Below are 14,814 nucleotides of genomic sequence, written 5' to 3' on the forward strand. Positions count from 1 at the left end.
CCGTCATCATCGCGCACAGAGCATTGCCGCAATTCCGGCTTTTACGCGAAACTGTCTGCTACCCTGTCGTCCGAGCCCTTCTAGAGCGTTTCAGACTGAAATGGAAACAGTTCTGTTTATCCGATTGCGGCTTTCTGCCGCCGATAGTGGATCGACGCTATCCGTGCGGTCACCGTTTTACCAGGAATGGTGCTGGACGCCCGCTTCCGGTCCCCTATAATCAATCCGCAACAGAACCGGAACACATTCGCCGCCCGGCAAAAGCGGTGCTTGTCCAGACGGTTCATCGAGGAGGAGGGCCGGACATGCTGCTTTCCGCCAAGCAGTAACCGCCGGCACATGTACGAAGGTCAGCCAGGATGAGCCGCCTGCCCCTGAAGCGCGACATTGATGACCCGAGTGAACACTGGGATATGCTCGACCTCATCCTCGAGACCGTACGCACGCATTTCGATATGCAGGTCGCCTATCTGTCGGAAATCATCAACGGCAATTCCGTGTTCCTCGCCGTCAGTGCGCCGGGGTTCGAAGCAATCGCCTTTCCCGGTGCCGTTCTCAGCCTGCAGGAAGTTTACTGCCAGCATATTCTGGATGGCAGACTGCCGCGCGTGATGGCAGACACGAGCGAGCATCCGCTGGCCGTCTCCATGCCGATTACAACAAACATACCGATCGGCAGTCATCTGAGCGTTCCCGTCTACAGGGATGACGGTACGGTTTTCGGCATGTTCTGCTGCCTGCGCACAACGCCCAATCCCGCGCTTGGCGAATGCGACCTCAAGGTCATGGAAACCTTCGCCGACCTTGCCAAAAAGCAGATCACTGCCGGCTTGCGGCAACGCAGCGAGGCGGCTGCCGCTGCGGCCCGCATTGACAGCGCGATCACCGGCGACAGTCTGCACATGGTGCTCCAGCCGATCGTTTCGCTACAGAACGGTGCGCCGATCAAGTTCGAGGCGCTGTCACGCTTTTCCGGAGAGCCATACCGGCCGCCGAACCTGTGGTATGAGGAGGCCCGCGCCATCGGACGGCAAGTGGATCTGGAATCGCTGTCGATCTCAAAGGCCCTGGCGCTTCTCGACCAGCTCCCGCCCGACATGACGGTAGGCGTCAACGCCGCGCCGGAAACGATTGCGACCGGCATTCTGGCCGATATCATCCAGACATCCGACCCCGCGCGGGTCGTTGTCGAAGTCACCGAACATGATGTGGTCGAGGATCATGACCGGCTGAGCCTTGAGCTTGACCGGCTGAAGGCGCTTGGCGTGAGAACCGCCGTGGACGATGTCGGGGCCGGTTTTTCGGGCCTTGTCGCGCTTTTGCGGATGAAACCGCACATTCTGAAACTCGACATCGAGCTGATCCGCGATATCGACACCAACCCGGCCAAACAGGCACTGGTGCTCGGCATGGTCCATTTCGCCAACCAGACCGGCGCCACCACGATTGCCGAAGGCGTGGAAACGACAGCCGAATGCGAAACGCTCCGCCAGCTCGGGGTCCAGCTTGGTCAGGGTTATCTGTTCGGCAAGCCTATGGAAATCGAAGACGCCAATGCCTGGCTTGCGGCACGACGCAGCACACGCTGATTTTCACGGCAAGGACTGCTCACCGTCGAATAGTTCTGAACAACATTCACTTTGGATATCGGAAGGGGTCGGCTCGTCTGTTTTGCGTCGATGCGAAACCCTACCGCGAAATTTGCGTGGTCGCCGATCGGCGGCGGTTCCCCCTCTTCGGCAGGAACTGCCCCGAGCGGTCGCGACCTGCCCAAACCGCCGCGGTGCAGGCCGGCGGCTCAGGAAAAGGCTGAGCCGGCATATCCCGATGCAGCCACCGCGCCACACAGTTCACGCCAGTCGCATCCGGCACAGGCCGACCGTGTGCGTCCCTTGGCAAAGGCGTGACGGAGCTGGCGAATGCGCGCTTCATCCAGCACGAACCGTGTTCCGGGTTTGATGGTCAGCGCCAGCAGACCGCCGACATCCGCCGCCGCGGCAAGGTCGCGCTCGACGACACTTTCGCGATGGCAGTGGGGCGCTGCCTCATCGAGGAGCGGCGCGCAGATCGCATCCGGCCCCTCGATGATCTCGATTTCCTCGCCTTCGGCAAGACGCCCCACGATCACCGCCATATTGGCCGTGAACGCGGGCGTGTAGCCCTTGCCGACAAAGGTCAGAATACACAACAGATGATGCGGACGCAGCCTTACCGTCATCCGGGAAGGCGCGCCGTCCGGCCCGAAACCAGTTTCAAAACAGCAGCCCCGAGTGCGGATTTCAGGACTGCGCCGAGAAGAAACGGAACCACGCCCAGCATGATCGCCTGTTCGGCGCCGACAAGCACAGCCAGCCATGCGGCCCCGAGCACCAGGCACAGGATATTGCTGGCAAGCATGCCGGCAAAGGCGAGCACCATCCGCTGCCCGTTCCATCCGCGCTCGGCCAGAAAGCCCATGACCATGCCCGCAATCGGGAAGGCAAACAGATATCCGCCCGTCGGCCCGATGAAGTGATGGATGCCGGCAGCCCCGCCGGCCAGAACCGGCAGCCCCAGGGCCCCTTCAACAAGCCACGCCGTGATCGTGACGCCACCGAGCCGCCAGCCGTAAAGCGCGCCGACGAGGGCCACGGCGAAGGTCTGCAAGGTCACCGGAACGGGTACCATCGGGACTTCGATATAGGAGGACAGCGCGAGAAACAGCGTACCGACAAACACAGCCCCGATTTTCCAGGCAAGCGGACGGTTCTGCAGGTCGATCATGACGGATTGTTTTCCGGTGGCACCGGCGCTCGACATGGGCATGAAAGTCTCCTTCAAAAAATTATAGATAATTTCGACTCATTATCTCTAATATTGTTTCTGACTTTCGTCATCATTGCAAGAACGCCGCGCAGAAGGGGCTGCGCGATGCGGATGCAATCGCGAGTCTGTCTTGAATGGGGCAGATGATGCGCTCTGGACCGCAGTGCTTCAGATCGGGTTTTGTCCGATCCAGGTCACGTGCCGGGCAAGCAGGGCCGCGGCCGTGTCGATATGGCCCGCACGCAGCGCCGAGAGGATCGCGCGATGATCGCGATCGGTCGGCGTCTCCCATTCCGCACGCCAGCCGGAGAACAAAAAGCGCGCGCTGGCCGCATGAAGATCGTCGATGGTCCGCAGCAGACGCGGCATGCCGCATGGCGTCAGGATCAGCCTGTGAAACCGGCGGTTCGCTTCTTCCCACACCTGAACATCGCGTGCGTGGTCCCCTGCCCGCGTCGCCTCTTCGGCTTCATCCAGAATGGAGGTGGTCAGATGCGGCGCGGCGTTGCGCAAAGCCAGCACCTCGAGCACGGAACGCATCTGCGCCACTTCGCGCAGATCATCGAGGCTGAAAGCGGCAACCCGCACCCCGCGGCGCGGCTCGCTTTCGACCAGCCCCTGCGCTTCCAGCCGCCGAAAAGCCTCGCGCACCGGAACATGGCTGGCCTTGAAGGTCTCGGCAATCTGGTCCTGGCGCAAACGGGTCCCCGCCGCAATCTCGCCGGAGATAATGCGACCGGCCAGTTCGCGACTGATCCGTGTGGCGACAGGTTCTGATTTGGTGTTCGGCATGGATCATAGATAATCGCGGCCGCACGAAAGGTCCAGAGACGCCCGGCAAAGCACCGTCTTGATCCCGAGGCATTTCCTGCATAAACTTTTCAATATCGAATACATCATAGAACTCGATTGCGAAATTCGGAAATGTTGACGACTTTTGATATGGACGCGCTCAGAACCATCGTGGTGGGAACCGACCTTGGCAGTTTCGCGCGTGCGGCGGTGCAGCTTGGACGCTCCCAGTCGGCCGTCAGCATGCATCTGAAGAAGCTGGAGCAGCAGACAGGGACCGTGCTTTTCAGGCGCAACGGCCGCGGCCTTGTGCCGACCGAGGCGGGCGAGGCCTTTATCGCCTATGCGCGCCGGATCATCGCCCTCAACGATGAAGCCGCGTTATCGGTTGGCGCCGCCGCCACGACGGCCTCTGTCCGGCTGGGTCTGCCGCAGGATTTCTTCGACGATGTGATGCCCGCAACGCTCCGGGCGTTCCGGCAGAATTGCGACAATGTGCATGTCGATATCCGGGCGGGCGAAAACCATAACCTGGCGGAGGAAGTGCGCGCAGGTCGTCTGGATGCCGCCATCGCCTTCTTCCGCGCCGACAGCCCCGCCGAGGGCGAAACGCTGTGCCGGCTGCCGATGCGCTGGCTGGCAACGGAGGATGTCATGGCGACGCTGTCGCGCGATCCTGTTCCGCTCGTGCTGTTCAGCCATCCCTGCCTGTTCCGGCAGGCCGCTCTGGCGGCTTTGGATGACAGCCGGACGCGCTGGCGCGCCGCACTGACGACGCCAAGCCTCCCGGCCGTCTGGTCAGCGCTGCGGTCGGGTCTGGGCATCGCGGTGCGCACGGATCACGGCAGGCCCGCGGATATCATCAGCGTGGGGCAGGATTTTGGTCTGCCGCAACTGCCGTCAATCGAACTGCGCCTCCTGCGTGCGCCGAACATTTCAGGCATTGCCGACCGGCTGGCCGAGGTGCTGCGCCGGGAAACGCTGAGCAAGGTGACGCCAACGGCTGACACAGAGCCGCACGCCGAACCTGCATAAGTCATTCCCCGGCAACTGCTTCGAGATGGCTCAAGCCTCCTCTTCGCTTTCAAGCGGAAGGTAAAGCGCCCCGCCCTCGCGGAATTTTTCCGCCATCTTCGCCATGCCCTCTTTCTGGGCCTCGGCGCGGATATCGTGCGAGATGCGCATCGAGCAGAATTTCGGCCCGCACATTGAACAGAAATGCGCGACCTTGTGCGCCTCCTTCGGCAGGGTCTCGTCATGCATGGAACGTGCGGTTTCCGGATCGAGCGACAGGTTGAACTGGTCCTCCCAGCGGAATTCGAAGCGCGCGCGCGACAGTGCATCGTCCCGGATGCGGGCGGCCGGATGCCCCTTGGCGAGATCGGCCGCGTGGGCGGCGATCTTGTAGGTGATCACCCCGGTCTTGACGTCATCGCGGTCGGGCAGGCCGAGATGTTCCTTCGGCGTCACATAGCAGAGCATCGCCGTGCCGAACCAGCCGATCATCGCCGCGCCGATACCGGAGGTGATGTGATCGTAACCCGGCGCGATATCCGTGGTCAGCGGCCCGAGCGTGTAGAACGGCGCCTCACCGCAGGTGGCAAGCTGCTTGTCCATGTTCGCCTTGATCTTGTGCATCGGCACATGGCCGGGGCCCTCGATCATCACCTGGCAGTCTTTCGCCCAGGCGATCTGGGTCAGTTCGCCCAGTGTTTCCAGCTCGGCGAATTGCGCCTCGTCATTGGCATCGGCAATCGAGCCGGGGCGCAGGCCATCGCCGAGCGAGAACGACACGTCATAGGCGCGGGCGATATCGCAGATCTCGTCAAAATGCTCGTAGAGGAAGCTCTCGCGATGATGATGAAGGCACCATTTGGCCATGATCGAGCCGCCGCGCGAAACGATGCCGGTCACCCGGCCCACCGTCATCGGGATCATGTGCAGCCGTACACCTGCGTGGATAGTGAAATAGTCCACCCCCTGCTCGGCCTGCTCGATCAGCGTGTCGCGAAACACCTCCCATGACAGGTCCTCGGCAATGCCGCCGACCTTTTCCAGCGCCTGATAAAGCGGCACGGTGCCGATCGGAACCGGCGAATTGCGGATGATCCAGTCGCGGATATTGTGGATATTGCGGCCGGTGGACAGGTCCATAACCGTATCGGCGCCCCAGCGCGTGGCCCAGACCATCTTTTCCGCTTCCTCGGCCATGGATGAGGTCACCGCGGAATTGCCGATATTGGCATTGATCTTCACCAGAAAACTCCGCCCGATCGCCATCGGCTCGGCCTCGGGATGGTTGATATTGGCGGGGATGATTGCCCTGCCCTTCGCCACCTCGTCGCGGACAAATTCCGGCGTGATGAAATCGGGGATTTCGGCGCCAAAACTCTCGCCATCGCGCATCAACGCCTGTTTCGCCGCCTTTCGCCCGAGATTTTCGCGGATGGCGACAAACTCCATTTCAGGCGTCACGATGCCGGCGCGGGCATAGGCCATCTGGGTCACGGCCTTGCCATCCCTTGCCCGGCGCGGCTGATGGCGCACGGGAAATTCCGGCACCAGCCGCTTGCCCTCGGCAAAGCCGTTATCCTCCGGCTTCACATGGCGTCCATCATAGGCATGCGTGTCGCCACGCGCGGCCAACCAGCCCTCGCGCAGGCGCGGCAGGCCGCTTTCGATGGCGATATCGGCCCGCGGGTCGGTGTACGGCCCGGAACTGTCATAGACCGTGACAGGCGGTTCGCCGGCGCTCGGGTGCACATCGATCTCGCGCATGGGGATGCGGATCTCGGGATGCAGCATGCCCTTGTGCCAGACGCGGCGGGATGCCGGCAGCGGGCCTGTGGTGACGGTCGGAGAAATATCTTTCATCGGTCGGAGCCTCCATAGCTCTTGGCGTTGGAGACCCAGTTCGACGTTGAATGGAGGAGGCCGCGCATATTGCGCCTGAAAGGAACAGCGGGCCTTATCCCGCGCAGCCGATGCACCATCCCTACGCCAGTGTGAACTGGATCAGGTTCATCGGGTCACTGCGCTGCATAAGCCAACAGTATCTCAGCCCCTTGTCGGGACCCCCCGGGTGAGCGCGCCAAAATTGCGCCGGATGCGCGAGCTTGTCAACGCCTGCTGCGAAAAACGCCACATACCTGATTTTCAAATGTATGACTTTTATAAATTTCGTTTTTCGGATTGGATAATCGGCCTTACGCTTGCGCGCATGCCCAATCAGAACGCGCCCGCACCGCAAAGCAGACCGACAGGTTTCATCGGCCTCGGCACGATGGGAACGCCCATGGCGCTGAACCTCGTTCAAGCCGGCATGCCGGTTATCGTCTGGAACCGGACGCCGGAACGCTGCATGCCTCTGGAAAAGGCCGGCGCCGCCGTTGCGCCAACGGCAGACGACTTGTTCTCCCGATGCGAAACCGTGCTTCTGATGCTCGAAAACGAGCACGCCACAGATGCCGTCCTCGGGCGTGGAACGGACCGCTTCGCCGAACGGGTCGGCGGCCATTGCATCGTCTCGATGGGCACCGTCTCGGCGGAGTATTCCCGAACACTCTCTGACGAAATCGCGGCAGCAGGCGGCCGCTATGTGGAAGCACCGGTCTCCGGCTCGCGCAAACCGGCAGAAGCCGGACAGCTTGTCGGCATGCTCGCGGGCGCGCCGGAAGATCTGAAATGTCTGCACAGCCTTCTCGCACCGGTTTGCAAGCAAGTCTTCGAGTGCGGCGCGGTTCCTGCGGCGCTGCAGATGAAGCTTGCGGTCAACACCTTCCTGATCACCATGGTCACGGGGCTAGCGGAAGCCGGGCACTTCGCGGCGCGGCACGGGCTCGACATGGACCGGTTTGCCGAAATCCTGAATGCCGGACCGATGGCGAGCGACGTCTCGAAGGTCAAGATCGACAAGCTCCGCCACCGCGATTTCACCCGTCAGGCCGCAATTTCCGATGTCCTGAAAAACAGCCGGCTGGTGGCTGACGCGGCGCGTTCGGCAGGCACCGCCTTTCCGCTGATGGAGGCGTGTGTGGCGCTTTATGCGGAAACGGAAGTTTTGGGGAACCCGGAGGACGACATGATCGCCGTTATCCGGGCGTTCGAGGCACGTGCCGGCCTGCCCGGCTCTTGATCTACCTGTCGCTGCGCGCCACTCTGCGACTGCCCCATACCGTGCCCGCCGGAAAACCCTGAGGATGAAACCATGCTGATCGCCCACCTCTCCGATCCCCACCTTCGCGCCAAAGGCGAGCTTTATCAGGGACTGGTCGATTCGAACGCCATGTTCGATCTCGCGCTCGATACGCTTCTGGCACTGCGCCCGGCGCCCGATCTGGTGATTATCGGCGGCGACCTTGTCGATGGCGGCACGGAAGCCGAATACGAGACGGTGCGAACCGCCCTGCAACGCCTTGGCCAGCCCGTCTTCGTCATCCCCGGAAACCATGACGATCGCGAAACCTTCCGCCGTTGTCTTCATGACCTTGTTCGGCTTCCCGATGAAGGGCCGCTGCATTTCGACACCCATGCGCAATGGCCCGTCAGGGTGATCGGTTTCGATGTGACGGTCCCCGGGCAGCACTATGGCGAGATCACTGAGGCGTCACTCGCATGGCTGGAGCAGAGACTGGCCGAACGCCCGGATCAGCCGACAATGCTCTTGATGCACCAGCCGCCCGTGGACAGCGGCATGGGCTTCATCGATACCTACAAATGTTTCGGCGGCGACCGACTGGCGGCACTGGTCGCCCGGCATGACAATGTGGAGCGCGTGTTGTGCGGTCACATTCACCGCTTCATGCAGATCGGGTTCGGCGGTCGCCAGCTGATGACGGCGCCGAGCACCACGACAGCCATCGCTCTCAGACTGGAGGAGGATGCATCACCGGCTTCCTTCGTCGAGCCGCCGGCCTTTCTTCTGCACCACTGGCGCAAAGGCGGCGGCCTTGCAACACACTGGGTGCCGGTCGGCCGTTTTCCCGGACCACTGCCCTTCTTCTGATTGCGCGTTTGCCGTCTATCGCGTTACCGCCATGAAGGCACTGCCGCCGATCATGAACCCGCCACCGGCATAGCCTGCCCGCCTCCGCACAGCGCGGCTGCCAAGAAGCGTGCGTATCCGGGCCGCGACAAGCGCATAACACCCCAGGACCACCACCACGACAAGGCTAGAGGTCAGGGTCAGCAAGGCAAGCTGAAGCGCAAGATTGCCCTCCGGCGCGATGAACTGCGCGAGAAACGCCATGTAGAAGACAATGGATTTGGGGTTCAAAACGGCGGTGAGCGCGCCTGCACGAAAACAGCTCCAAGCGGCTGCGGTGTCCTGCTCCGGGGCCAGATCGACGACCGCCCCTTCCCCGCGCGCCGCCCTGATCTGCTCAATGCCCAGCCATGCCAGATAGAAGACACCGGCCCATTTGACGAGTTGAAACAGCAGGGCCGACGCCGCAAGAACGGCACCGACACCGGCAAATGACAGGCCGAGAAGCGCAATGGAGCCGACGACAGTGCCGAGGACTCCCATCATGGCGGCCGCCCTGCCCCTTGTCAGCGATTGCCCGATCACGAGCATGACGCTCGGGCCGGGGATGACGGTCAGCACCACGCAGGCGATCAGATAGGCAACCCAGCTTTCCAACGACATTCTAGCTCCTCTCCGCCCTTGTTTCCGTCTCTACCGGGGTGAGCGACGCCAGAAACGCTCCGCCGCCGATCAGCGCGATACCGGACAGGTCGACAAGACCCGGCCGGTCGCCAAAGAGCAGAATGCTCCACACCAGCGCAAACACAAGATATCCGTTATCGAACAGACCAATGACCGGCGCCGGCGCCAGTTGATAGGCCAGTGCGACTGCCGCGGTGATAACGGCAAGAAGAACACCGAGCCCCATCAGAATCTGCCACCCCGAGGAACCAAGCCTTGGCCAGGCGGAAAGCAGAAAGCCTGCATCGCTGCCCGCGCCGAAAAACAGCAGAACCATCACATAGGCCGCACCGGCCGCCGCAAGGACAAGGTTGAGATTCAACGCCATCGACAATGGCGGGACATCGCGACAGCGGCCATAGGTGATGACGGCGGCCAGCGCGTAAAAAAACGCTGCCAGCAGCGGCAGGACCATGACCGGAGACACTTCCGACGGGCCCGGCCTGAGGATCACCAGAACGCCGGCAAGCCCAAGGGCTATCGCCACAACCCCGCGCCGTCCAATGTGCGTCCTGAGCAGGATGGCCGACAGAACCGCCATCCACATCGGCGATGTGTAATAGCAGGCCGCCGCAAGCGAAAAGGACATGAATGGCAGAGCTGCATAGTAGCTCGCCCACATCAGCGTCAGGCTGAGGCTGCGCGCCCAGACCCACGGATTTACCGTCAGAAGCGCGCGCCCGTTCCTTGCGGTCAGCCGGAAGATTATCGCAAGAAGAATGGCCGCAACGGCCGAACGCAGGACAAGAACCTGCCCCAGCGAGACATCGTCACTGAAAAGCTTGACCAGCGCATCGGAAAGCGAAAGCAGAAGCACGGCGCCGGTGATGGCGCCAATACCGGTAAGACGCGCCTGCCGCGTATTCGTCATTATGGATACCATGCGCGCAGCCAAACACGCATGAGGCCCGATGAAAAATGATATTTCTCTCGCAATACATGATCAGAACGCATGCAAACGATACGCTTAAACCGGCGCGGCCTGATGCCGAAGGCGATCTGAAAGCCTGCTCTCCCTGCTTTCAGGCATGAACAGCCAGGCTGACACGATCGCCATCAAGGGCATCGATGGCCGGTTACGCCTTTTCGGCAGCAAAGCCGCTCAGCATCCGCCAGTCGGCAGGAAGTTTCCGGCGTTCACCGGTGACCTCGACCCGCGTCTTCAGCCTGATGTCACCGCTCGATGCGCCGACCATCAGCGTGAAGAAGCCGGGTTCGACGATGCGGCGGCCCTCATAGCCGGTAAAGTTCAGCATGTCGGTGGGCACCTCGAAGGTTACGCGGGTGCTTTCGCCGGGCTTCAGCGCTATCTTGCCGAAGGCTTTCAGCTCCTTGACCGGGCGCACCAGTGTGGCGATCTCGTCACGGACGTAAAGCTGCGGCACGGCAATGCCGTCGCGGTTGCCGGTGTTTTTCACCGTGAACGACAGCTTGACGGTGCCTGTTTCGATATCCACGGCGTCTTCTTCCAGTGCAACGTCGGTATAGTCGAACGTGGTATAGGAAAGGCCATGGCCGAAGGGATAACGGCTGCCAAAGTGGCGGGCGATCGGCGTGCCAGAGCTCTTGAAGCTGTGGTTATAGAAATAGGGCGCGGCTCCGACATTGTGCGGGATTGAGAGCGTCAGACGGCCGGACGGTTCGACAATGCCGGTCAGCACGTCGGCCAGCGCCGTTCCGCCCTCCTGACCGGAGAAGAAGGTCATCACCTGGGCGGCAATCCTGTCTTCCGCACCGCCGAGATTATAGGGACGGCCGGAGGAGATGACGACGATCACCGGCTTGCCGGTTTCGATCACGGCATCCAGCAGTTTCTGCTGTACGCCAGGCAGCTCCAGCGTGTCGGCATCGGAGCCTTCGCCGACCGTGCCGGTCTGGAAGATGCCGGAAAGATCGCCGACGCAGACGATGGCGATATCGGCATTCTTCGCCGCTTCCACGGCTTCGGGGATCATGTCGAGGCGGGATGAAAGCGAGGAGGCCTGTTCCAGCGACGTGCTGTCATCGACATCGCCGGGGAACACCGGCGCGCCGGCCTTGCGCTCGTCGAGGATGTTGCAGCCGCGGGCGTAGACGACGTTTTCCGCGCCAAGCTTCGCCTTCAGTCCGGCAAGCGGGGTGATGACGCTTTCGACCTCTTCCTGTGCCTCGTTGTGGATCAGGTGGACGGGGAAAGCGTAGTCGCCGAGAAGGGCCAACGGATCATCGGCGGTCGGGCCGATGACGGCGACTTTCTTGCCCGATGCGAGCGGCAGAATGCCGTTATTGTCGAGGATGGTGATGGATTCTTCTGCCGTCTGCCGGGCAATATCGGCAAACTCCTGACGCTGAAGCACGATGCCGCCGTCATCCGCATAGGGCTTTTCGAACAGGCCGAGGCGGAATTTCTCTTTCAGCACACGGCCGACGATCTCGTCGATCTTCGCTTCCGTGATCAGGCCGCGGTCGAGTGCTTCCTTCATATCCTTGGCGCAGTCATCGCCGGGAAGCTCGATGTCGAGGCCGGCATTGAAGGAAAGCGCTGCGGCTTCCGCCCGTGTTTCGGCAATGCCGTGGTGCTGGTAAAGCAGGCTGACGCCGACATAGTCGGCAACGATCAGGCCATCGAACCCCCAGTCATCGCGCAGCACGCGGGTCATCAGGTTGTGCGAGGCGTGAACCGGCTCGCCGTCGATATCGTGATAGGCGGGCATGACTGAGCCGGCATTGGCAAGCTTCACCGCCATTTCGAACGGCAGCATGAAGGTGTCGTTCAATTCGCGCCAGCCCATATGGACGGGGGCATGGTTGCGGCCGCCTTCGCTGGCGGAATGGCCCGCATAATGCTTCAGCGTGGCCAGCACGCCGCGATCCTCGCCCTGCAGGCCCTTGACATAAGCCGAGGCGATCACGCCGGCGAGATAGGGGTCCTCGCCGATGCTTTCCTCAGTCCGGCCCCAGCGGGCATCACGGGCGACATCGAGCACCGGCGCAAGCCCCTGATGGCAACCGATGGCGCGCGCTTCCTGGCCGATGGCCGCGCCGACCTTTTCGATCAGGTCCGGGTTGAAGGTCGCGCCGAAGGAGAGCGAGGACGGAAACAGGGTCGCGCCCTTGATCATCAGGCCGGACAGGCACTCCTCGTGTGACATGACGGGAATGCCTAGCCGGGTTTCCTCGACCATGAATTTCTGCAGCGCGTTCAACGCGCGCACGCCTTCGGCCGGATCGATGCTGCGGGTGCCGAGCGGCCGGGTGACCTGGCCCAGACCGGAGGACAGCATTGCCTTCAACGTCTCGGGATTGGTCTCGCCGGTGAACTGGTCGGAGCGCGTCTGGTGATTGCCATCTTCGGCCAGAAACAGCCAGACGGCATGCAACTGGCCGATCTTTTCCTCGATGGTCATGCGGCCGAGAAGGTCTGAAACACGGGCTTCGATCGGCTGCGAGGCGTCCTTGTAGACGGGATTTTTCTGTTCGTTGGTCATTTTGTTATTTCCGTATTTCGTGTTCAAACCGCGTCGGATTCGGAAAGCTCATGCGGGCCGGGTACGCTTGGCAGATAATCCAGCGCCTCGCCTTCGGCATCAAACAGATGGCAGGCCGCAGGCTTGACGAAGAAGGCCATCGGCTTTTCCGGCACCTTCAGCACATCTTCCGCGACCTTGGCGATCATCGGCTTTTCCGTGCTTTCGTTGAGATAGAGGTGGCTGTATTCGCCGAAGTTTTCGACGGCGCGCACCTTTCGGCGGATCACCTGCTCGGTCGTGTCGTCTTCAACCGGATGCATGTGTTCAGGCCGCACGCCGAGCGTCAGTTCGGCGCCGTTCGAAAGGCCCTCGGTCGATACCGGCACCTGCAATGTCTCAGCGGTTTCCAGCTTCACCGTGGCGCCGTCGGCATCGGCATTCTCAAGCGTCACCTTGAGAAAGTTCATCGACGGCGAGCCGAGGAAGCCCGCGGCAAAAAGGTTCGCCGGGCGGTGATAAAGCTCCAGCGGCGCGCCGACCTGGGCGATACTGCCCTTCTTCGTCACATCCGGCCCAGCGCGCAGCAGCACGATCTTGTCGGCCAGCGCCATGGCTTCCGTCTGGTCGTGGGTCACATAGATCATGCTGGCTTCGGGATAATCGCGGTGCAGATTGGCGATTTCGGAACGCATGTGAACGCGCAGCGCCGCATCGAGGTTCGACAGTGGTTCGTCGAACAGGAAGACGGCGGGCTGGCGGACGATGGCGCGGCCGATCGCGACACGCTGGCGCTGGCCACCGGAAAGCTGTTTCGGCCGGCGGTCGAGCAACGGCTCGATCTGCAGCATGCGCGCAGCCTCGTTGACGCGGCGTTCGATGTCCGCTTTCGGGGTCTTGGCCTGTTTCAGGCCGAAAGCCATGTTTTCATAAACGCTCATATGCGGATAGAGCGCGTAGTTCTGAAACACCATGGCCACGCGGCGTTCGGCCGGCGGCACATCGTTCATGACCTCGCCGCCAATCCTGATGTCGCCTTCGGTGATTTCCTCGATGCCGGCGATCATGCGCAGAAGCGTGGACTTGCCGCAGCCCGAAGGCCCGAGGAAAACGCAGAATTTGCCGTTTTCGATGTCCAGATTGATGTCGTGCAGGACGGTGAGCTTGCCGAAGCGCTTTTCGACGTTTTCGAGAAGGATCTGTGTCATTGTTGTTACTCCGGTTCCGTCAGCCCTTGAGAGAGCCGGCCATCATGCCGTTGACGATCTTTTCCTGACCGATGGCGTAGACGATGATCAAAGGCAGGGCGGAAAGCGTGACGACGGCCATGATGGCGGGGACATTCGATGCGTACTGACCCTGAAAATCCCAGACCGCCAGCGGCAGCGTGCGCCTGTCGGCAGAAGACGTCAGCACATAGGCGAACACGAACTCGTTCCACAGCATGATGCCGTTATAGATGGCGACCGTGGAAATGCCGGGCCCGGCAAGCGGCAGGAAGATCTTCCAGTAGATCTTGAACGGACCGCAGCCATCGAGCATGGCGGCTTCCTCGAGTTCCTTCGGCACCTGCCGCATGAATTCCGTCAGGATGAACACCGAGATCGGCAGGCTGATTGCCACATAAGGCCCGATCAGGCCGGCTGGCGTGTCATAGAGCCCCATCGAGCGGGTCATCAGATAGACCGGTACGAGGGTGACATGCAGCGGCACAATCATGCCGGCAACGATCAGCGCGAACAGGCTGTCGGAGAACCTGAATTTCAGCCGCGCCAGCGCATAGGCCGCCATCGATGAAAACAGCACGATGATGACCACCGAGGTCGAGATCACGAACAGGCTGTTCCTGAGATAGATCAGGAAGGAGCCTTCGAGCACCTCGATATAGTTGGAAAGATTGAAGCTTTCCGGCAGCGCCCAGACCGGGTTGACGAAAGTCTCTTGCTGCGTTTTCAGGCTCATGAAAGCCACGAAGATGAAGGGCAGCGTGGTGACCGCCAGCCAGAACGTGCCGAGCACCGGAATGGCAACGCGCGAGACCTTGAAGCCTTGTTTCTTTTTCAT

General features: G+C 61.6%; 13 protein-coding genes and 1 riboswitch. Of the genes, 4 read left to right on the forward strand and 9 right to left on the reverse strand.

What is annotated here, in order from left to right; translation table 11 throughout:
- The first annotated feature begins 359 nt into the window (after positions 1–359).
- A complete protein-coding gene (locus ABID12_RS04315; protein ID WP_354433240.1) occupies positions 360–1,589 on the forward strand; it encodes a sensor domain-containing phosphodiesterase in 1,230 nt (409 codons plus the stop codon).
- Between the two features lie 209 nt (positions 1,590–1,798).
- Here the strand turns inward: ABID12_RS04315 and ABID12_RS04320 are convergent, their stop codons facing one another.
- From ABID12_RS04320 to ABID12_RS04330, 3 genes are all read right to left on the reverse strand, one after another.
- A complete protein-coding gene (locus ABID12_RS04320; protein WP_354433241.1) occupies positions 1,799–2,218 on the reverse strand; it encodes a DUF1284 domain-containing protein in 420 nt (139 codons plus the stop codon).
- Positions 2,215–2,805, reverse strand: a complete 591-nt coding sequence (locus ABID12_RS04325; protein ID WP_435528161.1) for a biotin transporter BioY — start codon at positions 2,803–2,805, stop codon at positions 2,215–2,217. The genes ABID12_RS04320 and ABID12_RS04325 overlap by 4 nt, the downstream gene beginning before the upstream one ends.
- 168 nt (positions 2,806–2,973) lie before the next feature.
- On the reverse strand, positions 2,974–3,597 hold the full coding sequence (locus ABID12_RS04330; protein WP_106303687.1) for a GntR family transcriptional regulator: 624 nt from the start codon (positions 3,595–3,597) through the stop codon (positions 2,974–2,976).
- Positions 3,598–3,729: 132 nt separating this feature from the next.
- Here ABID12_RS04330 and ABID12_RS04335 point away from each other — a divergent pair, with 132 nt between their 5' ends.
- Positions 3,730–4,632, forward strand: a complete 903-nt coding sequence (locus ABID12_RS04335) for a LysR substrate-binding domain-containing protein (protein ID WP_354433242.1) — start codon at positions 3,730–3,732, stop codon at positions 4,630–4,632.
- A gap of 30 nt (positions 4,633–4,662) precedes the next feature.
- On the opposite strand, the gene thiC is transcribed toward ABID12_RS04335, so the two are convergent.
- A complete protein-coding gene (gene thiC, locus ABID12_RS04340) occupies positions 4,663–6,471 on the reverse strand; it encodes a phosphomethylpyrimidine synthase ThiC (protein ID WP_354433243.1) in 1,809 nt (602 codons plus the stop codon).
- Between the two features lie 100 nt (positions 6,472–6,571).
- Positions 6,572–6,688, reverse strand: a riboswitch (TPP riboswitch).
- Positions 6,689–6,817: 129 nt separating this feature from the next.
- Here thiC and ABID12_RS04345 point away from each other — a divergent pair.
- Positions 6,818–7,732 carry an NAD(P)-dependent oxidoreductase gene (locus ABID12_RS04345; RefSeq protein ID WP_354433244.1) on the forward strand — a complete coding sequence of 305 codons (915 nt, stop codon included), beginning with the start codon at positions 6,818–6,820 and terminating at the stop codon, positions 7,730–7,732.
- Between the two features lie 72 nt (positions 7,733–7,804).
- A complete protein-coding gene (locus tag ABID12_RS04350; RefSeq protein WP_354433245.1) occupies positions 7,805–8,602 on the forward strand; it encodes a phosphodiesterase in 798 nt (265 codons plus the stop codon).
- Between the two features lie 15 nt (positions 8,603–8,617).
- Here the strand turns inward: ABID12_RS04350 and ABID12_RS04355 are convergent, their stop codons facing one another.
- The 5 genes from ABID12_RS04355 to ABID12_RS04375 all read right to left on the reverse strand — a co-directional run bounded on the left by ABID12_RS04355 (position 8,618) and on the right by ABID12_RS04375 (position 14,814).
- The gene (locus ABID12_RS04355) at positions 8,618–9,244 is read right to left on the reverse strand and encodes a LysE family translocator (RefSeq protein WP_354433246.1); all 627 of its coding nucleotides are present in this window, start codon (positions 9,242–9,244) and stop codon (positions 8,618–8,620) included.
- Between the two features lies 1 nt (position 9,245).
- Positions 9,246–10,175, reverse strand: a complete 930-nt coding sequence (locus ABID12_RS04360; RefSeq protein ID WP_354433247.1) for a DMT family transporter — start codon at positions 10,173–10,175, stop codon at positions 9,246–9,248.
- Positions 10,176–10,380: 205 nt separating this feature from the next.
- Positions 10,381–12,771, reverse strand: a complete 2,391-nt coding sequence (locus ABID12_RS04365) for a glycoside hydrolase family 3 N-terminal domain-containing protein (protein ID WP_354433248.1) — start codon at positions 12,769–12,771, stop codon at positions 10,381–10,383.
- 23 nt (positions 12,772–12,794) lie between these two features.
- A complete protein-coding gene (locus tag ABID12_RS04370) occupies positions 12,795–13,958 on the reverse strand; it encodes an ABC transporter ATP-binding protein (protein WP_354433249.1) in 1,164 nt (387 codons plus the stop codon).
- 19 nt (positions 13,959–13,977) lie between these two features.
- On the reverse strand, positions 13,978–14,814 hold the full coding sequence (locus ABID12_RS04375) for a carbohydrate ABC transporter permease (protein ID WP_354433250.1): 837 nt from the start codon (positions 14,812–14,814) through the stop codon (positions 13,978–13,980).

The organism is Martelella mangrovi, from assembly GCF_040545495.1.
GTDB classification, from domain to species: domain Bacteria; phylum Pseudomonadota; class Alphaproteobacteria; order Rhizobiales; family Rhizobiaceae; genus Martelella; species Martelella mangrovi.